General features: G+C 61.4%; 19 protein-coding genes. 13 read left to right on the forward strand and 6 right to left on the reverse strand.

What is annotated here, in order from left to right:
- Nucleotides 1-8 precede the first annotated feature (8 nt).
- From HMPREF2912_RS08695 to HMPREF2912_RS08710, 4 genes are all read left to right on the forward strand, one after another.
- A complete protein-coding gene (locus HMPREF2912_RS08695) occupies nucleotides 9-1,214 on the forward strand; it encodes a sensor histidine kinase (protein WP_070520859.1) in 1,206 nt (401 codons plus the stop codon).
- Nucleotides 1,195-1,866: a response regulator gene (locus HMPREF2912_RS08700; protein WP_070520856.1), complete on the forward strand. Its 672-nt coding sequence runs from the start codon at nucleotides 1,195-1,197 to the stop codon at nucleotides 1,864-1,866. Before HMPREF2912_RS08695 ends, HMPREF2912_RS08700 begins: the two co-directional genes overlap by 20 nt.
- 86 nt (nucleotides 1,867-1,952) lie before the next feature.
- A complete protein-coding gene (locus tag HMPREF2912_RS08705) occupies nucleotides 1,953-2,696 on the forward strand; it encodes an ATP-binding cassette domain-containing protein (RefSeq protein WP_070520853.1) in 744 nt (247 codons plus the stop codon).
- Nucleotides 2,697-2,799: 103 nt separating this feature from the next.
- The gene (locus tag HMPREF2912_RS08710) at nucleotides 2,800-4,221 is read left to right on the forward strand and encodes an ABC-2 family transporter permease (RefSeq protein ID WP_232770828.1); all 1,422 of its coding nucleotides are present in this window, start codon (nucleotides 2,800-2,802) and stop codon (nucleotides 4,219-4,221) included.
- Between the two features lie 177 nt (nucleotides 4,222-4,398).
- Here the strand turns inward: HMPREF2912_RS08710 and HMPREF2912_RS08715 are convergent, their stop codons facing one another.
- Nucleotides 4,399-5,853, reverse strand: a complete 1,455-nt coding sequence (locus tag HMPREF2912_RS08715; protein WP_070597535.1) for a glyceraldehyde-3-phosphate dehydrogenase — start codon at nucleotides 5,851-5,853, stop codon at nucleotides 4,399-4,401.
- Between the two features lie 64 nt (nucleotides 5,854-5,917).
- A complete protein-coding gene (locus tag HMPREF2912_RS08720) occupies nucleotides 5,918-6,901 on the reverse strand; it encodes a nitronate monooxygenase (RefSeq protein ID WP_070597533.1) in 984 nt (327 codons plus the stop codon).
- Between the two features lie 39 nt (nucleotides 6,902-6,940).
- Here HMPREF2912_RS08720 and pth point away from each other — a divergent pair, with 39 nt between their 5' ends.
- The 3 genes from pth to HMPREF2912_RS08735 are packed head-to-tail and all read left to right on the forward strand — an operon-like array spanning nucleotide 6,941 to nucleotide 10,173.
- The gene (gene pth / locus HMPREF2912_RS08725; protein WP_070597531.1) at nucleotides 6,941-7,618 is read left to right on the forward strand and encodes an aminoacyl-tRNA hydrolase; all 678 of its coding nucleotides are present in this window, start codon (nucleotides 6,941-6,943) and stop codon (nucleotides 7,616-7,618) included.
- Between the two features lie 41 nt (nucleotides 7,619-7,659).
- Nucleotides 7,660-8,517 carry an SDR family NAD(P)-dependent oxidoreductase gene (locus HMPREF2912_RS08730; RefSeq protein ID WP_070683839.1) on the forward strand — a complete coding sequence of 286 codons (858 nt, stop codon included), beginning with the start codon at nucleotides 7,660-7,662 and terminating at the stop codon, nucleotides 8,515-8,517.
- Nucleotides 8,518-8,541: 24 nt separating this feature from the next.
- On the forward strand, nucleotides 8,542-10,173 hold the full coding sequence (locus HMPREF2912_RS08735; protein ID WP_070683841.1) for a peptide chain release factor 3: 1,632 nt from the start codon (nucleotides 8,542-8,544) through the stop codon (nucleotides 10,171-10,173).
- On the opposite strand, the gene HMPREF2912_RS08740 is transcribed toward HMPREF2912_RS08735, so the two are convergent.
- Complete coding sequence (locus HMPREF2912_RS08740) at nucleotides 10,170-11,735, reverse strand: aspartate-alanine antiporter-like transporter (RefSeq protein WP_070683843.1); 1,566 nt, start codon at nucleotides 11,733-11,735, stop codon at nucleotides 10,170-10,172. The two genes, HMPREF2912_RS08735 and HMPREF2912_RS08740, sit on opposite strands and share 4 nt — an antisense overlap.
- 122 nt (nucleotides 11,736-11,857) lie before the next feature.
- Nucleotides 11,858-12,727, reverse strand: coding sequence for a patatin-like phospholipase family protein (locus tag HMPREF2912_RS08745; RefSeq protein WP_070683845.1), 870 nt, complete (start codon nucleotides 12,725-12,727; stop codon nucleotides 11,858-11,860).
- A gap of 35 nt (nucleotides 12,728-12,762) precedes the next feature.
- Between HMPREF2912_RS08745 and HMPREF2912_RS08750 the strand changes: the two genes are divergently transcribed.
- Entirely contained in the window at nucleotides 12,763-13,170 is a 408-nt protein-coding gene (locus tag HMPREF2912_RS08750; RefSeq protein ID WP_070530594.1) for a hypothetical protein, read from the forward strand.
- A gap of 6 nt (nucleotides 13,171-13,176) precedes the next feature.
- Nucleotides 13,177-13,722 (forward strand): gamma carbonic anhydrase family protein, encoded by a 546-nt coding sequence (locus HMPREF2912_RS08755; protein WP_070520833.1) that lies wholly within the window; start codon nucleotides 13,177-13,179, stop codon nucleotides 13,720-13,722.
- A gap of 128 nt (nucleotides 13,723-13,850) precedes the next feature.
- Here the strand turns inward: HMPREF2912_RS08755 and HMPREF2912_RS08760 are convergent, their stop codons facing one another.
- The gene (locus HMPREF2912_RS08760; protein WP_070683847.1) at nucleotides 13,851-14,507 is read right to left on the reverse strand and encodes a hypothetical protein; all 657 of its coding nucleotides are present in this window, start codon (nucleotides 14,505-14,507) and stop codon (nucleotides 13,851-13,853) included.
- Between the two features lie 246 nt (nucleotides 14,508-14,753).
- Between HMPREF2912_RS08760 and HMPREF2912_RS08765 the strand changes: the two genes are divergently transcribed.
- From HMPREF2912_RS08765 to HMPREF2912_RS08775, 3 genes are read left to right on the forward strand one after another with little or no spacing between them, the layout of a single operon-like run.
- Nucleotides 14,754-15,950 carry an NAD-dependent epimerase/dehydratase family protein gene (locus HMPREF2912_RS08765; protein ID WP_070563427.1) on the forward strand — a complete coding sequence of 399 codons (1,197 nt, stop codon included), beginning with the start codon at nucleotides 14,754-14,756 and terminating at the stop codon, nucleotides 15,948-15,950.
- A gap of 6 nt (nucleotides 15,951-15,956) precedes the next feature.
- Complete coding sequence (locus tag HMPREF2912_RS08770) at nucleotides 15,957-17,099, forward strand: glycosyltransferase family 4 protein (RefSeq protein ID WP_070683849.1); 1,143 nt, start codon at nucleotides 15,957-15,959, stop codon at nucleotides 17,097-17,099.
- 20 nt (nucleotides 17,100-17,119) lie between these two features.
- The gene (locus tag HMPREF2912_RS08775) at nucleotides 17,120-18,256 is read left to right on the forward strand and encodes a DUF6882 domain-containing protein (protein WP_070597518.1); all 1,137 of its coding nucleotides are present in this window, start codon (nucleotides 17,120-17,122) and stop codon (nucleotides 18,254-18,256) included.
- A gap of 3 nt (nucleotides 18,257-18,259) precedes the next feature.
- Here HMPREF2912_RS08775 and HMPREF2912_RS08780 read toward each other — a convergent pair whose 3' ends face one another.
- Nucleotides 18,260-19,294, reverse strand: coding sequence for an enoyl-CoA hydratase/isomerase family protein (locus HMPREF2912_RS08780; protein ID WP_070597516.1), 1,035 nt, complete (start codon nucleotides 19,292-19,294; stop codon nucleotides 18,260-18,262).
- 99 nt (nucleotides 19,295-19,393) lie between these two features.
- On the opposite strand from HMPREF2912_RS08780, the gene HMPREF2912_RS08785 reads away from it, so the two are divergent.
- Nucleotides 19,394-20,191 carry an HAD family hydrolase gene (locus HMPREF2912_RS08785; RefSeq protein WP_239248546.1) on the forward strand — a complete coding sequence of 266 codons (798 nt, stop codon included), beginning with the start codon at nucleotides 19,394-19,396 and terminating at the stop codon, nucleotides 20,189-20,191.
- The last annotated feature ends 69 nt before the right edge of the window (nucleotides 20,192-20,260 follow it).

Genomic DNA, 20,260 nt, shown 5'->3' on the forward strand with positions numbered 1-20,260 from the left:
GGCCGTCTATGAGCTCTTCCCGCACCGCGCGTACCTTCCTGTCCTCGGTGCATTTGGGGGACGCGCTACTCGCAGGAGTCGCGGGGCTCGTAGCGGCCTTTTATTGTGCCTTGGCGTTTTCCTCTTCCGGAACGGTGGAAGTACTCGAGGCTCTCTTGTCGCTGCTGTTCATACCGTTCTTCCTCGTGTGGCGCTCGAGGCCAATCGTGAGCGCAACAGGATTCCTAGTTCTGCTCCTGGCCTGGGCTGTCATATGGATGAACCAGCTCCCCACCAATAGCGGCCTCACCCCGTGGGCGCTGACCGCCCCCATGGCCGTGTACACCACCTCGCGGTACATCACCCAGAGGCTGGTTCCGCGGGTGGTCCTCCTCATCACCGCACTCGGTACCTTTATCTCCCCCTTCATGTGGCGCATCGACACTGAGACTTACCTTCTGCGCTATGAGGTAGACACACCCTTCCTTGCCATGGTGGTGGCCCATTGGGCAGTGCTGGGCAGCACGTATTTCATCGCTGCCCGGTATTTTGACCGTGATCGCCAACGGGAGATACTAGCCCGCGAGCGCTTCCACCAGGCACAAGAAGAAGAACGCCTCCTCATTGCACGGGAACTGCACGATGTCCTTGCCCATTCCCTCACCCTGATTAAGGTTCAGGCTAATGCAGGCATCGTTGCAGCGAATACGGACTCCGGCGCGGCTGAAGAAGCACTTCTTTCGATCCGCGATAATGCGGATACCGCCCTGCGCGAGGTTCGCGGAATCGTCGCTGCCTTGCGCTCACCCCGACCCACGGCTCTGGAGCCTGCTCAACAACTTGAGCACATCGAAGGAATCCTCGAAGGCTTCCGCGCTGCTGGGCTGAAAGTCGACGCAAACCTCCCAGCTGAATACGCCGTGCCGTCGTTGGTGCAGATGGCATTGGTGCGCATTACCACGGAGGGCTTGACGAATGCTCTGCGCCATCAGGGCGTCGGCACGCATGTCGTGGTTGAGCTTGTACTTGATGACGCCGCCGCGCTCACCCTCACCTCCACCAATCCTCATCCCACGCCAAGCAACGTCGCGGGCAGCGGCGTGGGCTTAGTCGGAGTAGCGGAACGAGCTCGTTCGCTCGGCGGTCGCCTCGACTATTCCGGCGATGCTCATTCCTTTTCCTTGCACGCACAGATACCGATGAAGGAGACCAAGGATGCCACACAGCAGATCTAGAATCCGCGTCTTATTGGCCGATGATCAAGCAATGCTGCTCTCAGCGTTGTCTACCATCCTCACTGCGCAAGAAGACATCGAGGTCGCGGCAACCGCTGCCACTGGGGCGGATGCCGTGGCAGCAGCACTAAGCCACCACATTGATGTGGCTATCCTCGACATTCGCATGCCCGGCATGGACGGCATCGGAGCGGCTCAAGCCATACTCGAGCGCAAGCCCGAGTGCCGCATCATCATGCTCACCACATTCAATGATGAAGAACTCGTGGCGCGGTCCATCTCCGCTGGCGCCCACGGCTTCCTGCTGAAGGATGCCGACCCAGAGGTTCTTGTGACCGCCGTTCGCAACGTGGCGCAAGGAGAATCGGTGCTGGCCGCCGGGGTAACCGGCCCAGTGCTGGAGGCTTATCGCTCGGCGCTGACGCGCGAAAACCTCAGCGCCCAGGAACGCCAAGGACTCAGTCTTGTAACACGCCGCGAGATGGAAGTGCTTTCGCTCATCGCGCGTGGTGCTACAAATGCGGAGATAGCCGCCGACATGGTCATCGCAGAAACCACGGTGAAAACTCACGTCTCCGCGCTCATGTCTAAACTCGCCGCACGTGACCGAGTGGCCCTCGTTCTCTTAGCGCAGCGTGCTGGGGTTGCCTAAGCTCCTACCACGGTAGGAGGTCTGCTCGCTGAAGACCATCATGCAGGCGGATTCCTTTATGATGAGCCCCGGCGATACTGCATTTTATGAATTGCGATATCTCTTTTGAGCACATCTCGAAGTCTTTTGGTCGGCAACGAGTCCTCGATGATGTTTCCTTCCGCATCTCCCCGGGCCGCGTGCATGCGCTCCTCGGGCGCAACGGAGCAGGAAAGTCGACGCTCTTCTCCATCCTCTTAGGTCTCCTGCCGCCCGACTCGGGCTCCATCAACGTGGCGGGCCAACCATGGAGCCGCAATGTACTTCGCCGCATTGGTGCCTCAGTGAACGGGCCAGCCTTTTATGGCCATCTGTCTGCCTCGGCGAATCTTCGCGTTCACGCTCGACTTCTAGGCCTTCCTGATTCCGAGATTGACCGGGGTCTCTCCATCGCAGGGCTCAACGGCGTTGGCTCCAAGAAGGCGAAATCCTTTTCCACTGGTATGAAAGCCCGCCTGGCGTTAGCGCAAGCTCTCCTCGGCAATCCAGAGGTACTTGTTCTTGATGAGCCCCAGAATGGCCTCGATCCCCAAGGCATCATGGAGTTGCGAGAGCTACTACAACAACTAGCCGCGGCTGGGCACACCGTTATCGTCAGCTCCCACCAGCTTGGAGAGGTCCTGCACCTTGCCCATGACATCACCGTCTTGGCCGAGGGTACGATTCGCTATTCCGGTTCCCTGCACGAGCTAGCTCCACGTGGTCAGTTGGAGGAAGAATTCTTCCGACTTACCTCACCGAGCCACCCCTCCCAAGCGCCTACCAACCGGGAAGGAGAGTCACGTGCCTAAGCACACTACTGCCCCTCGCCCGAGTTACCTTTCAGCAGAACTACTGCGCAGCCGTGGAAGCGCCTTACAGTGGTTGCCTTTACTTGCTCTACCGCTGGTCCTCATGACGATGATCTTCTCATCTATGGCATCGGTGCACAGTGATGCCACAGGCGTCTTGGCTTGGCAATCCTTGTTTGTTACCGGCATGTATTCCCCTCTTACTGGGCTGTTCGCTACCATTCCAGAACGCCGCGAGACCATCACTCGCAGCGGCGGAACGCAATGGAGAAACCTCAACCCGCGTCTCGAGAATGCTGCCCGCTTTATCGTTGTCATTGTCAGCCTTGCGCTCTTCCATATTCTGAACTTTGGTGTTTCTTGGTTCGTTGTCGCTGCCCAGGGGCGGGAGAATCATGAACTTATCCTCGTAGCTGGGCTCTACTCCTTCCTTGGCGCGCTTGGCATTGCCGGGCTTTCCGCCGCCTGTGCCCGCCGACTGGGCTTCGGCTTAACGCTGGTAGCCGCGGCCCTATGGCAAATAATCAGCATCCTTCCGTGCACTGTCGAATCAGGCAGGTGGTGGGCCTTTCCCCCAGCATGGCCGCAACGATTGCTTCTGCGCGCATTGCGTATTCACCAGAACTCGGTGCCTCTTGAACCACACGACCCACTTCTCACCAGCAGTCCACTACCGGCTTTCATATTGTGCGTCATCCTCGCCGTTCTCGGAGCATTAGCCGCGGTCTACACGCCGCGACGATACCGGCCAATGTTCTCGCTGCGACACCGTTTCGCGCGTTCCACAACGGCCCAGACTGATGCCGACGTTGCTAATACCACCATGGAAGAAGCCCAAGTATGGCAGCCAACGAGCCACCCCCGTGCGGCGGCACAGTCCTCGCTGTGGTCCACGTTGCTAGGACTCCACCGTGCAGCTTTTAGCCCAGCGGTGTTCTCTTGCTTGATGCTCAGCATTCTGGCGCTAGGCTTTGTCGCCCTGCAATATCCCGCTAACTACGTCGAAGGTTTCTTTCACTACTTTCTGCTTCCGGTCGGCGCAGGTATCTTGCCGGTCCTCGTTTGGCCCCGTGTAGCTGATTCATGGCCGTTGGTCCATATGGAAACACGGTTCGGCACATCCGGAATTCTCCTCTGGTTCCTGTGTGTCATCCTGGCGGTATGCGCTGCCGCATACCTGGCCAGTGCGCTCGCAGGTGGTGATGGCGCTGCACAGTTTTCCGCTTTGCCCCTTGCGGTTGGGGTGGGCTATGTCATCGCAGCTGTATCACTCATTCTGGTGATTCGCTTCGGCACTGTGAGCGCTATCGCTCTCACAATCGTAGGGACGATTGTCTCCGTCACCTTGGGCGGCGATGTCTTGGCTGATACCGGTCTGTGGGTACTCGCCTTCCCCGCCTGGCCTTTGGTTGCGCACTCACCTTTGCGCTATGCCGTCGCTGTGGTGTTGGCCGCAGTGCTCGGGGTGGCCGCGACATTGCGCGCACGACATTTACTCCATACTCGAGCGCTGTCTTCCCGCTAAAACTGACCAATCTGACGAAAACAGTCTAGATTTTTCGATCTCGGCCCCTACTTTTGGCAGATCGGGCAGTTGTGGGCGTGAAGCATCCTGGCAATGCTAGGTCGCAAGCCGAGCAGGACCCTAAAACAGCACTACCGCCCGCGCCATGCAGCACGGGCGGTAGCAGTGTTTTAGCGTTTAGAGCTCAGAAACATCAACGCGCTTCGGGTAGACCACCGGGCGAGCGCCGGCGATTTCCTCGACGATGCGGATGACCTGGTTGGAGTAGCCGAACTCGTTGTCGTACCACACGTAGAGCACGAGGTGCTTGCCGGAGGAGATGGTGGCGAGGCCATCGACGACACCAGCGTGGGTAGAGCCCACGAAGTCAGAGGACACAACCTCCGGGGAGGCAATGTAGGAGATCTGCTGGCGCAGGTCAGAGTGCAGGGAGACGTTGCGCAGGAAGTCGTTGACCTCGTCGCGGTCGGCTTCCTTCTCCAGCTCGAGGTTGAGCACAGCCATGGAGACATCCGGGGTAGGAACACGGATGGCGTTACCGGTGAGCTTGCCAGCGAATTCCGGGACAGCCTTGGCCACAGCCTTGGCGGCACCAGTCTCCGTGAGCACCATGTTCAGGCCGGCTGCGCGGCCGCGGCGGTCACCCTTGTGGAAGTTATCGATGAGGTTCTGGTCATTGGTGAAGGAGTGTGCGGTCTCCACGTGTCCGTGAACCACGCCGTAGCGGTCGTTGATGACCTTGAGCACCGGGGTGATGCCGTTGGTGGTGCAGGATGCGGCGGAGAGGATCTGGTCGGAATCCTCGATATCGCCGTGGTTGATGCCGTAGACGATGTTCTTCAGGTCGCCCTTGCCCGGAGCGGTCAGCAGCACGCGAGCCACACCCTTGGACTGCAGGTGCTGGGACAGGCCCTCGCGGTCGCGCCAGACACCGGTATTGTCCACGACGATGGCGTTGTCGATGCCGTACTTGGTGTAGTCGATCTCCGCCGGGTTGTTGGCGTAGATCATCTGAATCTTGGTGCCGTTGGCCCAGATGACCTCATTCTCCTCGTCGACGGCGATGGTGCCGTTGAAAGCACCGTGTACGGAGTCACGACGCAGGAGCGAGGCGCGCTTGAAGATGTCAATGTCGCCCTTCTTGCGCACGACGATAGCGCGCAGGCGCACGCCGCCGTAGGCAGCTTCGCGGGCGATGAGGATGCGGGCTAGGAGGCGGCCGATGCGACCAAAGCCGTAGAGGACAACGTCGGTGGATTCCTTATCCACAGCAGCGCCGACGAGATCCACGAGGGTCTCCTCGAGGTAGTTGCGCAGGTTGTCGGAGCCGGATTCCTCGAAGCCAGTGGCCAGGCGGCCCAAGTCGATGGAAGCGGTGCCCAGGTTCATCGAGCACAGTTCCTTGAGGATGGGCAGGGTCTCTGCGGTGGGAAGCTCGCGCTCAGCGATGCGGCGGGCGTAGCGGTGCGCCTTGATGATGTCGATATCGGTCACACCGATGAGCAGGCGGCCGTAGATAGAGGTGACAACGTTGTTATTGCGGTGCAGCTGGTGGATGAGCGGGATCATCTCTTGGGCCAGCTCCAGGCGCTCGTTCCAATCCTCGTGCCCAATGTGCGCGTTCGAAGTCACGTACTTTGTATCCTTTACTCGTCAAAAAGGGTGTAAAACTATGTCCATCCGTAAATCTTAACCCCTATTCATGCCCGTTTGGGTGTAGTTGCGCGAGGATTTCCGCCACACTACCCCCGCCGATTTTCTCCACGTCGACGCCCACGAGGCAATAGTCCACGTCGGCGTCGAGCTGCGCACGACGCGTTTTCAGCAACGCGTTGAGATAGGGGTAGACCAAAGGCAGGTCCGGGTGTACCCGTGTGTAGGCAGTCTCCAGCCCGCGGGCGTAGCGCCCGGAGAACGCGCGGGTCGACACCGTCCGGCCGCCGCGGCGCAGAAGGCCACGGTTGTGCTCACTCGTTCCGGCTTCATCGGACAGCAAGAAGGCAGAGCCACAGCTGACTGCCTCTACCCCCGGCCACGCCAAGGCCTCGGCGACATCCTCCGCGGTGCGCAGCCCACCCGCGGCAATGAGCGGAATGCCCGTGACTTGATGCACCGCCGCAACAAGTTCTTTGAGCGGGCGCGGATCGGGTTCCGCACTCGGGTCCCATACACCGCGGTGTCCCCCGGCTTCAGGCCCTTGCACGCACAACACATCGACGCCGCGCGCGGCCGCGGACTGCGCCTCCTCCGGGGTGGTGACCGTGGTCCACGCCTCAGCCCCAGCGGCGTGGATGCGCGCAATCTCCTCTTCTTCAAAGACCCCGAACATCGACCACAGCACCGCTGCCCCACCATCCAGCGCGGCGTCGAGCTTGTCCTGCCAACCGAAGTCTAGGGGGACGTCGCCAAGCACGGCGTTCTCTTCGGCGGCAAGGGACCGTGCAGCCGCGAGCTCCGATTCTGTCAGCTCCCTCTGCGGATAAAAGAGGTTGACGCCGAAGCGCGTGCCGGCGCACGCAGCGATGGCCTCCCGCGCGGCGTCTACTGAAGAGCTCCCCAGGCCCAGCGCGCCAAAAGAACCGGCGGACTCAGCGGCGGCAACCAGTTCAGGCGTGGTGGGCCCACCGGCCATCGGGGCAGGTAGGACGGGACAGGTGATAGCCTCTAGAAGTTGACTCATGGTCCCCCAGCCTAAAGAAAATCCATCAAGGGAGTTGTTGTGTCCGCCATCCGTGACTTTTTCACCCGTCTCTTTGGCAGCGCTGAGGCTGCGCCGAAGAAGACGAAAAAGGCAGTCAACCCTGGACTAAGTCCAGCCGATTTAAGCGCTAAGTGGCTCATCGTCGGCTTAGGCAATCCCGGCGCGAAATACGCCGCGACCCGTCACAACGTGGGGTACATGGCGGTGGATGATCTCCTCGCCGAATCTGGCGACATGCTTGAACCCGTCACCGGGCACCAGCTCAGCGCCGCACAGCTCGAGCTCGGGGGCACGAAGGTCGTGGCGCTGCGCTCACACACGTACATGAATCTCTCCGGTGATCCCATCGCACCCTTGGCCGCGCAGCTGGGGGTTGCGGCAGAGAACATCATCGTCATCCACGACGAGCTCGACCTACCCGCCGGCAAGGTGCGCATTAAGAAGGGCGGCAACGAGAATGGCCATAACGGCTTGAAGTCGCTGAGCGAGCGCCTGGGCACGCGCGATTATCTGCGCGTGCGTGTGGGCATCGGGCGCCCGTCCAAGGGTGGTTCCATTCCGGACTGGGTGCTCGCGCCTGTCGACGCCAGCGCTGCCCTCGATTCCACCATCGCCACCGCTGCTGAGGCCGCCCGCCTCATCGTGACAGAGGGACTCAGTAAGGCCCAACAGGAAATCCATTCCCGGGCTAAATAAACCCCGGCGCGGCCGCGCTCAACGCCCTACACTGTCCAAGTATGAGCCGCGCGAGCAAGAACCTGCCTTCTGATCATGACCCTCGAACAATCGTCATTACCGGTGCTTCGAGCGGGGTGGGCGCGGCCGCGGCCCGCATCCTTCACCAGCGCCGCCCGCAGGATTCGCTCGTGCTCGTGGGCCGGAACCCGGAAAAGACGCAGGCCGTAGCCGAAGAAGTTGGTGCGGCCTTTCACGTGGCCAACTACGAGTCTTTGGGCCAAGTTCGCCGCCTCGCGGAAGAGCTAAGCCAGTACCCGCAGATCGATGCCTTGGGCAATAACGCCGGCGGCATGTTCGACGGCCCCTTCACCACCGCCGATGGCTTCGAGCGCACGTGGCAGATCAACGTTGTGGCGCCTTTTCTTCTGTCCTCTTTATTGCGCGATACCCTGCGGGCCAGCGACACCACCGTGGTGCAAACCGCCTCTTTGGCCAACGTCCTGTATTCCGCTTTCGACCCCGGTGACCCAAATACCTTTGAAAAATTCACCGCGGAGCGCGCTTACGGCAACGCCAAGTTGGGCGATATTCTTCTGACCCGCTACCTCGACTCGCACGGTCTGACCTCCGTGGCCTTCCACCCGGGCGTGTTGAATACTGGCTTCGGGCAAAACTCAACGAGTAGGACGAGCAAGCTGTATTCGACCACTGCAGCCAAGCATTTCTTGGGCAAGGCAGACAAGGGCGGCGAGAACCTTGCTTATTTCCTCAGCGGCACCCCGGGCATCCATTTCAATTCCGGCGAGTACTACAACAACAAGCGCAAGCCAGGCCTGCAGAGGCCGATTGCGAAGAAGCTCTCGGTGGCGCGGCGAGTCTTCGATGATTTGGGCCGCCAGCTCAATGTGGAGTGGTAACAGCCAGCGGCTAAACTAGCCCGCATGAGTATTGCCTCCGAAGCTTCCCGCCGCCGCACATTCGCCGTCATCGCCCACCCGGATGCTGGTAAGTCCACGCTGACGGAGGCGCTGGCACTTCACGCGCACGTCATCAACGAAGCCGGCGCGGTGCACGGCAAGGGCAACCGCAAGTCCACGGTCTCTGACTGGATGGAGATGGAGAAGGAGCGCGGCATTTCCGTGGCCTCCTCGGCCCTGCAGTTCGAGTACGCGCCCGAGGGCCACGAGGGCGAGCCCTACATGATCAACCTGGTGGACACCCCGGGCCACGCGGACTTTTCGGAGGATACCTACCGCGTGCTCACGGCGGTGGATGCTGCCGTCATGCTTATCGACGCCGCCAAGGGCCTCGAGCCCCAGACCCTCAAGCTGTTTCGCGTGTGTAAGGCCCGCGGCCTGCCGATCATTACGGTGATCAACAAGTGGGACCGCGTGGGACGAGAGCCGCTGGAGCTTGTCGACGAAATCGTCAACGAAATCCAGCTGCAGCCCACCCCGCTGTACTGGCCGGTGGGTATCGCTGGCGACTTCCGCGGCTTGGCCCACATCAACGATGACGGCGAGGCTGATGAGTACGTGCACTTCCTGCGCACCGCCGGTGGTTCCACCATCGCCCCGGAGGAGCACTACGCGCCTGAGGATGCAGCCGCGAAGGAAGAGGACGCTTGGGAGACGGCCGTGGAGGAAGCAGAGCTGCTGGCAGCCGACGGCGCCCTGCACGACCAGGAGCTCTTCGAACAGTGCGTGACGTCCCCGCTCATCTTCGCCTCCGCGATGCTGAACTTCGGCGTGCACCAGATCCTGGATACTCTGTGCGCCATCGCCCCGGCTCCGCGCTCGCGCGAATCAGATCCGCAGGCCATCGAGGCCGCTACCTCCGCCATCGATGAGGTACGTGAGGTCACCGATGACTTCGCGGGCGTCATCTTCAAGGTGCAGGCGGGTATGGACCGCAAGCACCGCGATAACCTGGCTTTCATGCGCGTCGTCTCCGGTGAGTTTGAGCGCGGCATGCAGGTCAACCATGCGCAGTCTGGGCGCAGCTTCTCCACTAAGTACGCTCTGACGGTCTTCGGCCGCACGCGTGACACCGTGGATACGGCTTACCCGGGTGACATCGTGGGCTTGGTCAATGCCGGTTCCTTGGCACCTGGTGACACGATTTACACGGGCAAGAAGGTGCAGTTCAAGCCCATGCCGCAGTTCGCGCCGGAGGCATTCCGCATCCTGCGCGCGAAGTCTTTGGGTGACTACAAAGCATTCCGCAAGGGCTTGGACCAACTGGCTGCGGAAGGCGTGGTCCAGATTCTGCGCAACGATACGCGTGGCGATGCCGCCCCGGTCATGGCTGCGGTGGGCCCCATGCAGTTCGAGGTCATGCAGGCTCGCATGGAGGTCGAGTACAACGTGGAGACCATCACCGAGCCCATCCCCTACTCGGTGGCCCGCCGTACCGACGCCGAATCCGCGCCCGAACTGGGCCGCCAGCGCGGCGTAGAAATCTTTACCCGCACCGACGGCGAGCTCATCGCGCTCTTTGGTGATAAATGGAAGCTGGCCTTCATTGAGAAGGAGCACCCGGAGCTCACCATCGAAACACTTGTGGCGGATTAGACCGTGAGCATCAGCGGAATGACCACGATTTTGACTATCTGCGCCACCACAATGGTGGCCGCGTAGCCAGTCATAATGCGGGAATCCGTGCTGATTCCTGTGGCGTAGTCGACCACGGCAGGCTGGCCAAAGATGCCGGAAACGCCGCCCGCGGTGCGGGTTTCTGACTGGCCGAGGAACCTGTTAGCCACAGCGAAGAGGACGACGACAACCACGGTAATGATGGCGGCGAGAACCATGCATTTCAGGCCCATCCAGGAGAATGCCGTGGACTGGAAAGCCTCACTCGAGGCCAAGCCCACCGAAGCCAGGAAGATAACCAGGCCCCACTGCTGAAGAGCCAGATTGATTGAAGCCGGAACCTTCCAGGGCACGCGGCGCGTGCGGTGCAGAGCACCGAGGACAAGTCCGGTTATCAATGGGCCGAGTGCAAAGCCAAGCTCAAAGGACGCACCACCTGGTAGCGGAACCACAATGAGCGCGATGAGGTAGCCCAAGAACAGACCACCACCGACAGCAACCCAGTTCAGCTGGGAATACCCCTGAACCGAGTCACCGAAGTAATCACGAATATCGCCCAGGCGGTCTTGATCCACAATCACCGTCACCCGGTCACCGGCATCGAGGTGCGTATCGAAGCTGGCCAGGAATTCTTCATCGCCGCGTTGCACGTGGACAATGCGGCCACCATAGCGCTTGAAGAGGTTGAGGTCCTCCACGGTTCGACCGGCAATATCGGAGTTCGACACCACCACGGTTTCAATGACCAAGCGCTTGTCCACGAAGGGCACTTGAGGCTGACGCTTGCCTAGGGCAGCGGTAAGCTCGTGCCTTTTCGCCTTCGTCACGAGTACGCGCAGGATGTCACCCTTGCGAATCTCCGGATGGTCCCCGGCCACGGTTCGGATATTGCCGCGGCGAATCGTGGCGATAACAAACTGATCCTCGAATCGCTCCACCAGCTCCTCGTAGGTGATGTCCTTGGTCACCCGAATAGTCCGGGAGCGAAAGACCTCCTCCGCGGAATTGTCCTTGTCCTTAGTGGCCGGCCAGGACTGCTTGAGCAGAAAAGCTACCAGGAGGATAGCGACGGCCACGCCTACCGGATAGCCCAAGGAGTAGCCCACGGCGGGCAGTTCCTCGCCCGTTTGCTGTTGCGCCACGGCAAGCGATGCCGTCGAGGTCGTCGCACCGGAGAACACGCCCACGGAGAGCAAGGGCGACAGTCCCAACCAGCCGCCCGCGAGAAGTGCCACGGCGGCAGCACCCACCACCGCTATCGCGGCAGTAATCATGTGCTTGAGCTGTTCAGAGAAGCCTTTGAAGAAGCGCTCGCCGGCAGACAAGCCCTGCATATAGATGAAGAGGCCAAGGCCCATCTCCTGCAGGCTGCTGAGGATCGTGCCGTCGAGATCGATAAAGGCGCCGATGGCCAATCCCACGAACAAGGTGCCGGCTGCGCCGAAGCGCAGCGGGCCGAAGGGAATCATGCCAAATAACGTGCCGAGCAAAGCAATAAAGAAAATGCTCAGCCAAATATTTCCATCAAATAGTGCCAACACGGGAAATCATTGTAAGAAAACACTCAGAAAACTCCATGCATGGGTCCGCTTCTCCTCCCTAGAGGAGGCGCGACTCACACCGTGTTGGCAAAAGTGAGTCGCGCACGACCCCGCTGAGCTCACTAGCTGCTGAGGAATTCCTTCCACGCCGGCCATTCGGCATAGGTCTGCGCGCGCCCAGCCTCATAGTTGGAGCGCAGCTTTGTCACAGAACGCTCAGTCGATGCCACCTGCATATCCTCCGGGAAGAAAAGCTGTGCGCTCCCCTCCTTTTCCAGCTCCAGAAGCCGGCCCTTGGAGGCGTTGTACCGGGCCGGCCGAGCAATCATCGCCTCCGCTACGGCAGGGTACTTTCGGAAGATTCGTCGCAGCGCCGCCGGCCGCCCCACCTCAGGCCGCACGTAGCCACGCGGTTTCGACCCCAGGAACAGGAACTTCTCAAACCCGGCCTTCTCCGCCTGCTCGATGAGGATGCCGCCGGATTCCCCCATGGCGCCGTCGACATACGGCGCACCGTCGATGACGCGCATCGGCATGATCAACGGCAGCGTCGAGGAGGCGCGCACACGCACCATCAGGTCTTCCTGCGTCTTGATGTCTTCACGCCCCCAATACACGCTCTCCCCCGTATCTGCGCGCGCGGCGGAAATGCACACCTGCGCCGGGTTAGCGTCAAAGGCTTCCCAGTCAAAGGGCATGTCCTGGTCCGCAGCCTTCTCGTAGATGAACTCCGCATTGAAGTAGCCGCTACCGCGCAACAGTGAGCCCAGGCCGCCGAAGCTGGGGTTCTTGGCAAAGTCCACGAAGGATTCCTCGGAGCGAACCACATCGCGGGAAAGGAAGTTCACGGTGTGCGAGGAGCCCGCGGACACGCCTCCGACCCAGCCGAATTCCACCTCCTCCTTTAGGAGTTTGACGATGCACGCGGCGGTATAGGAATTGCGCATACCGCCGCCTTCAATGACGAGTGCTGTATCTTTCGCGTCAATCACACTGCACGATGGTACCCCCGCGCTAGGATCGCGCCATGAGTTTGTTTTCCGCGGTAAAGGATATCGTCGATAAGCTCGGCGGCTCCCCCACCGTCCGCTTGGCCTCCCCGGATCCCCACGCCGTCGAGGTCTCCGTAGACCACCTGTCCGTCCACACGGCCGGCGGCCTCATCATCCTGGTTACCTCCCCAGCCGGCGCACAGGTACTCAGTGAGGTGGCGCGCTCCGGCGAGCCCGCGCGCTTAAGTGGCTCTAAGACCACGGTGCATCTTTCCCCCACGACGAAGGCACAGCGTCCGGTCCATGATCCCAAGCGGGGCTGGGCCATCCCGCTATCCCCTGCGGAACGGGACATGCTGGCCCAGATCAGCGCCACGCCCGGCGATTATGAAGTCTCCGAGTCGCTTGCGGTCTCCATCGAAACCACCCCTGAAGAAAGCTAGCCTGCCATGCTCATCCTTCCCTTCCAAGGACGCACTCCCCGCATCCACCGCAGCGCCTGGATCGCCCCGAATGCCACCATCATCGGTGACGTCACCATCGGCCCTGACTCCTCCGTGTTTTATGGCTCCGTGCTGCGCGGGGACGTTGGTTCCATCCGTCTAGGCGCCCGCGTCAATATCCAGGACAACTGCGTCATCCACGTTGAATCCACCGAGCCGTGTGTGCTGAAGGATGATGTCACCGTGGGCCACATGGCCATGCTCCACGGCACGCGGGTGGGTGCGGGCACGCTCGTCGGGATGAAAGCCACCTTGCTCTCCGGCTCCACCGTGGGCCCTGGCTCTCTCATCGCCGCCGGCGCGGTGGTGCTCGAAGGCCAGGACATTCCCGCCGGCACACTAGCCGCCGGGGTTCCAGCCAAGGTGCGGCGCGAGCTGAGCCCTGAGGAATCCGCCGCCTTCATACCGCACGCCGCGCGCTACGTCGAAATTTCAAAAAATCAGGCGCTGCTTGGCGACGCCCTCCCTCTCGACGCCGTCCTCTACGACTAGCAGTCGCAACTGCCGTTGTTGCCAAAACTCCCGAGCCTGCCGCACGATCTGGCCAGAATTTTGGCAACTAGGGCAGTTCCACCACCGCGAAGCTAGGACAGCTGCCGAGTCGCCTTGAAGGCAAGCCCCTAAAGCAGAGCGAAGATGCCCATGACCACCAGGAAAGCGGCCACGCCGTAGCCGCTCCACAATGCCACGGTGGTGGAGTTCTCCCGGGCCCACGCAAAGGCGCGTCCGGCCCAGGACTGTGGCTTCGCCCGCACCAGGGCGATGAATAATCCGCACACCGTCGGCAGCGAGAGCGCAAACGTGGCGTAGAAAAAGAGGCCACCGTACTTAACGGTATTGCTAAAGTCCCTGGCCGCTAGGTGCATCAGGCCATAGAAAAAGGGCACGGAGGTCAAGGACTGGATAACGCCCATGGCATAGCCCACCACAACGGTCTTAGCCGAAGGAGTGCGCAGCGGGCCGAGCAGTTTCTGCACCATATCGTTGGGTTCGCCCTGGGAGCGCCAGGCTAGAAGTCCCAGAGCAAGGCCAATGACTACCAGCCCCCACCCCAGCAGAGGCGATTCCAAGGCCGCGGCAACCTTGTCCTGGATACCGACGAATACGAACATCACCACGGCGGCTGCGGTGAGCACACCGAACCAATCGCCGACGATGACGAGGGCCGCAATCTTGCGGTAGCTCCCCCGCGGAAGCATGATGCCGATAGCCACCAGGATTCCGATCAGTAGGGCGTTGACGGAATCGGCAAAGGCATTGAGCACGGCTTCAAGCATGCGGGCCAGTGTACAGGGCGCGTTTGCAGAACTTACTCTGGACACCGAGCCTCCTGCGCCCTGCACCATGCTTTGCTCTAGTGGTGCAGCCCGAGGAAACATTCACTCACTGTTTACCGTTAAGGGCCCTCATGTGAGGGCCGTCAACGGTAAGGTATTGAAAAGTGCTTGCCGCCGCGACGGGGTTTCCCCATCGTCGGCGGCGCCGTAGCTCGTGCCCCCGACAGTGATGTGGAGAGATAAGTAATGAAGGTAGCGATTCTCGGCGGAGACGGCTTCTGTGGGTGGCCCGCTTCCCTTTATCTCTCCGACCAAGGCCATGACGTCATCATCGTGGATAACCTCTCCCGGCGCGCCATCGATGAGGAGTTGGGCGCGGAATCCTTAACACCCATCGCCTCCATTGAGGAACGCCTGGCTGCGTGGACCGAGGTTTCCGGCAAGACCATTGGCTTCCGCAACCTCGACGTGGCCCAGGACTACGACGACCTGCTCGAGTTCCTCAACACTGAGCGTCCGGATGCCGTGGTGCACTTCGCTGAGCAGCGCGCCGCCCCCTATTCCATGAAAAATTCGCGCACCAAGCGCTACACGGTGGATAACAACATCAACGCCACCCACAACCTGCTCGCCGCCATCGTGGAATCTGAGCAGGATATCCACGTCGCTCACTTGGGAACCATGGGTGTCTACGGCTACGGCACCGCCGGAATGAAGATCCCGGAAGGCTACCTGGACGTGCAGGTGGATGCGGGTGAGGGGGGCGTCGTCAAGCAGCAGATCCTGTACCCCTCCAACCCGGGCTCGGTCTACCACATGACGAAGGTGCTGGACCAGCACCTGTTTGCCTACTACGCCAAGAACGATGAGCTGCGCATCACCGATCTGCACCAGGGCATCATTTGGGGCACGCACACGGAGCAGACCCAGAAGGACGAGCGCCTTATCAACCGCTTTGATTATGACGGTGACTACGGCACGGTGCTCAACCGCTTCCTCATCCAAGCCGGCATCGACTACCCACTGACCGTGCACGGCACCGGTGGCCAGACCCGCGCTTTTATCCACATCCGGGACATGGTGCGCTGCATCGAGCTAGCTTTGCAGAACCCGCCGGCGCGCGGTGAGCGCGTCAAGATCATCAACCAGATGACGGAAACCCACCGCGTACGTGACTTAGCGGAGTTGGTTGCGAAGATCTCTGGCGCAGAGGTGGCCTACGTGCCGAACCCGCGCAAGGAATCCGCGGAAAATGAGCTCCACGTCACCAACGACACCTTCCTCAACCTGGGGCTGGAACCGACCACCTTGTCTGAAGGGCTGCTGCACGAGGTGGAGGAAGTCGCACGCAAGTACGCCGACCGCGCTGACCGCTCCAAGATTCCGGCGCAATCGCTGTGGACGCGCCAGCAGCACGCCGGCGTCCCCTCCACGGAGGCCTAGTCCTCCGTGCGCATCGCAATCGTTACCGAGGTCTTCCTCCCCAAGATCGACGGCGTGGTCACGCGCCTGACGCGCACTCTGGACCAGCTGGCCGCGATGGGCCATGAGGTCCGGATTTTTGCCACGGGCAAGGCCCCTGACTCCTACGCTGGTTTTGAGGTCACCCGCATACCCAGCTTGTCGCTGTGGGTCTACCCGGAAATCAAATTCGGCTTGCCCTCGTGGAAGTTCTTCAAGGAAATCAGGGATTTCGATCCCGATGTCATCCACGCGGTCAATCCCATTTGGACAGCAGCGCTCGGTGTCTTTGCCGCGCAGCGCGATGCCGTGCCGCTGGTGGCTAGCTTCCACACCAACGTGCCTGAATACGTCGATGCACTGGGCATCGGGTGGACCCGCCCGCTGACTGAGGCCGCTCTGAAGTACCTGCACAACCAGGCTGCGGTGAACCTATGCACCTCAGGCCCCATGGTGGATAAGGCTCGGGAGGTGGGGATCCACAACGTGCACCTGTGGCCCAAGGCTGTCGATACGCAGGCCTACCACCCCAGCCGCGCCACCGCGCAGATGCGCGAGCGCCTCACCGGTGGACACCCGGATTCCCCGCTGGTGACTTATATCGGGAGGGTCTCCAAGGAGAAGGACTTAGAGCGCCTCGACCACGTGATGCAGCTGGTTCGGGCAGAGCTTGGTGACGCCCGCCTTGCCGTCGTCGGCGATGGCCCTGCGCTGGAGGAGCTCAAGGCCAACTTCGATCCTTCGCACACCGTGTTCACCGGTTACTTGTCCGGTGAGGAGCTCGCCGCTGCCTTCGCTGTCGGAGATGTCTTCCTCTTTCCCTCCGCCACGGAGACACTGGGCCTTGTGGCGCTGGAGTCCTTCGCCTCGGGAGTGCCGGTCATCGGCACGAATGCTGGCGGTATTCCCTTCGTCATTGAGGAGGGCGTTACAGGACATCTCATCGAACCCGATGCCGATGATGAGGCCTGGGCCAGCGCTACCGTCAATCTTCTTCGTGACGCCACGCGTCGGGAGACGATGGGTGCTGCCGCCCGCCGCGAAGCCGAAAAGTATTCCTGGGTAGAATCCACCCAAGCCCTCCTTCAGGCCTATGAGGAGGCTATCGAGCATCCCTTCTTCAGGGAATAAATCCAAGTCAAGGAGCACTAATGGACTCAGCCCAGGACCTGTACTCCGCTGGCGCCTTCATTCAAGCCGGCATCGACGCCGCGTTCTCCTCACGCTTGGGCGACGTGCGCGACGTCGAGGTGAACTTTGCATCTTCCGACTCCGAGCCCGCTACCGATCAGCGCGCAGTGGTGCGTTTTACTACCGCCTCTGGGACCTATGATTTCGATGGTCTGCGCCTAGCCACAATCCAGGATGGCCGCTTGCACTGGTCTACGGGGTTGACGGAACACGCGCCGCAACCGGAGTTCCACGGTCCGCAGCCCGATTCCGCCCTGCTGCGCGGCTTGGCGCGGCGGCTGGTGGGTGACCGCCCAGTCATCCGCGTCCCGCAGGGCGAGGGCGAGGCGCTCGTCGCCGTCGACTTCGCGGAGATCCACCCGGATCCCCGTGTCAGCATCCTGGCCGGGCTTGAGCATACGGGGGATATTGAGGGAGGCGTCGACGAACGCCTCGCCACCGCCGAGCTCGCCTCCTATGTGGGCATGGCAGCAGATGTTGTACAAGGCCTCGCGCACTTCCACGGCACCCGGATCACGGCTCTCCCCCATCCCTCGGGCCGCGGCGGGCTCAGCGCACGCGATGTGCTGGCCGACGCCCACTTTATGGCCACCGAGCACAATTTCTTCCTGGAGGCCCGATTCCCCAACCTGTGGGCTGACCTTGACCCTGACACGTCGCGCACCGTGGTGAACTCCGATTATGGTTCGCTTACGGTTCCCTCCCATCTCATCGCCACCCTCAACGCCACGACGAACACCTTTACGTGGGCATGGGCGGACGAGCTCTCCGGTTCCATGTCCGCCCACGCCGCGGCGAACCTTCGCCGCTTCGGATATGACAATGCCATCCCCGAGCTGATTCGCGCCCGCGTACCCATCCCCGAGGCACGCTCTCTGCGCTTGCCGCAGTTAGCCATGCCAATTCTGGGGCTGTGGACCCTGCTGCCAGTGCAGCTACCCGACGGCCGCCAAGGCCTGGCGCTTTCTGACGCCCCCGCGTTTCACCTGCCCGCGCCGTCACGGGCCGCCGCGCAGGCCACGCTCAATGTTGCGGTGCCGGCGGGAGTGGATGAGCAACGGGCGCGCGCCGCTTACCAGCGGGCACGCCCGCTATAACCGCTAGGAGCTGAGCACCGCGCGGAATTCTTCGACGTCAACGTCCTCCGTGGTCGCCGGGTTAAACGCTGCGTCCTGGGTCTTGTCCACCAGTACCGCACGCACGCCTTCGGAAAAGTCGGGGCGGCGGTACATGTGCATGCCCAGTTTGAGTTCTAGCAGGAGCGCCTCACGGATGTCGTCGACAGCGGCTTCCGCCTCATAGAGCTCATTGGCCGCGATGATGGCGGCTGGGCACGCGGCTGCCATGAGGCGACGCACCTCGCCGGCAATCTGCGGGCGCTTGTCCAGCTCCGCGGAAATCTCCTCCCACGTGGGCAGCGCGAAGGTCTCCTCCAGGTCTTGAGCCACCTGCTCGAGCGGTGCTGGCTGCTGTGGCGCGGGTAGGGCCAGCTCTTCCAGTGCGGCATCAATACCGCGCTCGATAGCGGCTTCAATCAGCTCGGCTGCATCCTTGACCACGTGGGTTGCCACGCCCGTCCACAGCATGTCCGCGGCATACATGCGGTACCCGCTCAGACCCCAAAACTTTGCCAAACCCGGCGAGGCTACACCGCGGGTGCCCACCATGCGCTGGGCCGCATAAGCTACTCCGACGTCCGTGACGTAGCCGATATTCATCTCCGGCATCGAAGCGAAGGCCTTTTCCGTCACCACGCGGTGCGAACCGTGCAGGGAAATGCCCAATCCACCGCCCATGACGACGCCGTCGATGACGGCGATGTAGGGCTTCGGAAACTCGGCGATATCGCCGTTGGTGAGGTACTCGCTGGCGAAGAAGGCATCGACCTCTTCCAGCTTGCCTTCCGCGATTCCCTCCCGCGCGTGGCGCACGTCGCCGCCTGCGCAGAATGCCTTGGGACTGTTGGAGTAAATAAGGACCTGCTCGATGTCGTCATCCTGCGCCCACGCTTCGAGGGAGCGGCGGATGATGTCAATCATGTCCGGGTTCAAAGAGTTCAGGGCCTTCGGCCGGTTGAGCTCGAGAACTCCGGTGTGGTTGCGCACGGAAACGAGTACTGGTTCAGTCGTAGTCATGCGCACCAGTGTTCCATATCACAAAAGTTTCAGCCACCTATTTCTTGGCGCTACGTTGGACATGGTTCCCCGCCTCTAGCCCAACACTTTTAGATTGGTGTGACTTACTTGCTCCCACAACTTGTTGCCCTTGATATGGACGGCACGCTCCTCGACGCGCATGGCCAACTCCCTGCAGACTTTTCGGAGCTCCAGGACCTGGCCACTGCCCGCGGCTGCGAACTGGTTCCGGCCTCGGGGCGCCAACTGGCCACCTTGAAGGACATGTTCCCGAAAGGCGAAACGTTTATCGCCGAAAACGGCTCGGTCATCATGCGCGGCGGTGAGATCATCGCGGCATTCCCGCTTGCGGAATCCACCGTGCACGCGGCACGAGAGGCTGCTGCGGCCATCGGCGTGGAACATACCGTAGTTCTATGTTCCCCGGAGACCGCCTACGTTGCACGGGATGTGTCAGACGCGGCACGTACAGAGATTGCAAAGTACTACAAGGCGGTCACTTGGGTCGATGACTTGGATGCAGTGCCGGATAGCAACATCATCAAGATTGCTATTTTCTGCGAATCCGGTACTGAGGCGCACATTTACGATCCCATCGTCCGCGCCGTCCCGGAGGACAATGTCGCCGTATCCGGCAAGGTCTGGCTCGATGTGATGGCCCGCGGCGTGGAAAAAGGTACGGCGCTAACTAAGCTCGCTGAGCTCGCCGGTATTCCGATCGCAGCCACTGTGGCCTTCGGTGACTACCTCAATGATTTCGAGATGCTGCGCGCCGCCGGGACGGCTGTGGCCATGGAAAACGCGCATCCTCAGCTGAAGGAAATCGCAGATATCATCGCCCCGGCTAATACCAACAACGGGGTTAGCACCGTCCTTCGCCAGCTTTTGCGCACCTAACACGCTCCCCCGCAGCCTTGCCCGAGTAGCCCGCACGCACAGAGTAGGATTACTCGGGTTACTGAGCCT

It is taken from the genome of Corynebacterium sp. HMSC056E09, from assembly GCF_001813425.1.
In the GTDB taxonomy this organism is placed as follows: Bacteria; Actinomycetota; Actinomycetes; order Mycobacteriales; family Mycobacteriaceae; genus Corynebacterium; species Corynebacterium hesseae.

Bases quoted from the DNA above. Each gene is read 5' to 3' on its own strand.
- HMPREF2912_RS08730 (WP_070683839.1), top strand. From the start codon at position 7,660: ATGAGCCGCGCGAGCAAGAACCTGCCTTCTGATCATGACCCTCGAACA.
- HMPREF2912_RS08700 (WP_070520856.1), top strand. From the start codon at position 1,195: ATGCCACACAGCAGATCTAGAATCCGCGTCTTATTGGCCGATGATCAA.
- HMPREF2912_RS08705 (WP_070520853.1), top strand. From the start codon at position 1,953: ATGAATTGCGATATCTCTTTTGAGCACATCTCGAAGTCTTTTGGTCGG.
- HMPREF2912_RS08775 (WP_070597518.1), top strand. From the start codon at position 17,120: ATGGACTCAGCCCAGGACCTGTACTCCGCTGGCGCCTTCATTCAAGCC.
- HMPREF2912_RS08695 (WP_070520859.1), top strand. From the start codon at position 9: ATGAGCTCTTCCCGCACCGCGCGTACCTTCCTGTCCTCGGTGCATTTG.
- HMPREF2912_RS08765 (WP_070563427.1), top strand. From the start codon at position 14,754: ATGAAGGTAGCGATTCTCGGCGGAGACGGCTTCTGTGGGTGGCCCGCT.
- HMPREF2912_RS08750 (WP_070530594.1), top strand. From the start codon at position 12,763: ATGAGTTTGTTTTCCGCGGTAAAGGATATCGTCGATAAGCTCGGCGGC.
- HMPREF2912_RS08720 (WP_070597533.1), bottom strand. From the start codon at position 6,901: ATGAGTCAACTTCTAGAGGCTATCACCTGTCCCGTCCTACCTGCCCCG.
- HMPREF2912_RS08755 (WP_070520833.1), top strand. From the start codon at position 13,177: ATGCTCATCCTTCCCTTCCAAGGACGCACTCCCCGCATCCACCGCAGC.
- HMPREF2912_RS08710 (WP_232770828.1), top strand. From the start codon at position 2,800: ATGACGATGATCTTCTCATCTATGGCATCGGTGCACAGTGATGCCACA.
- HMPREF2912_RS08735 (WP_070683841.1), top strand. From the start codon at position 8,542: ATGAGTATTGCCTCCGAAGCTTCCCGCCGCCGCACATTCGCCGTCATC.
- HMPREF2912_RS08760 (WP_070683847.1), bottom strand. From the start codon at position 14,507: ATGCTTGAAGCCGTGCTCAATGCCTTTGCCGATTCCGTCAACGCCCTA.
- HMPREF2912_RS08780 (WP_070597516.1), bottom strand. From the start codon at position 19,294: ATGACTACGACTGAACCAGTACTCGTTTCCGTGCGCAACCACACCGGA.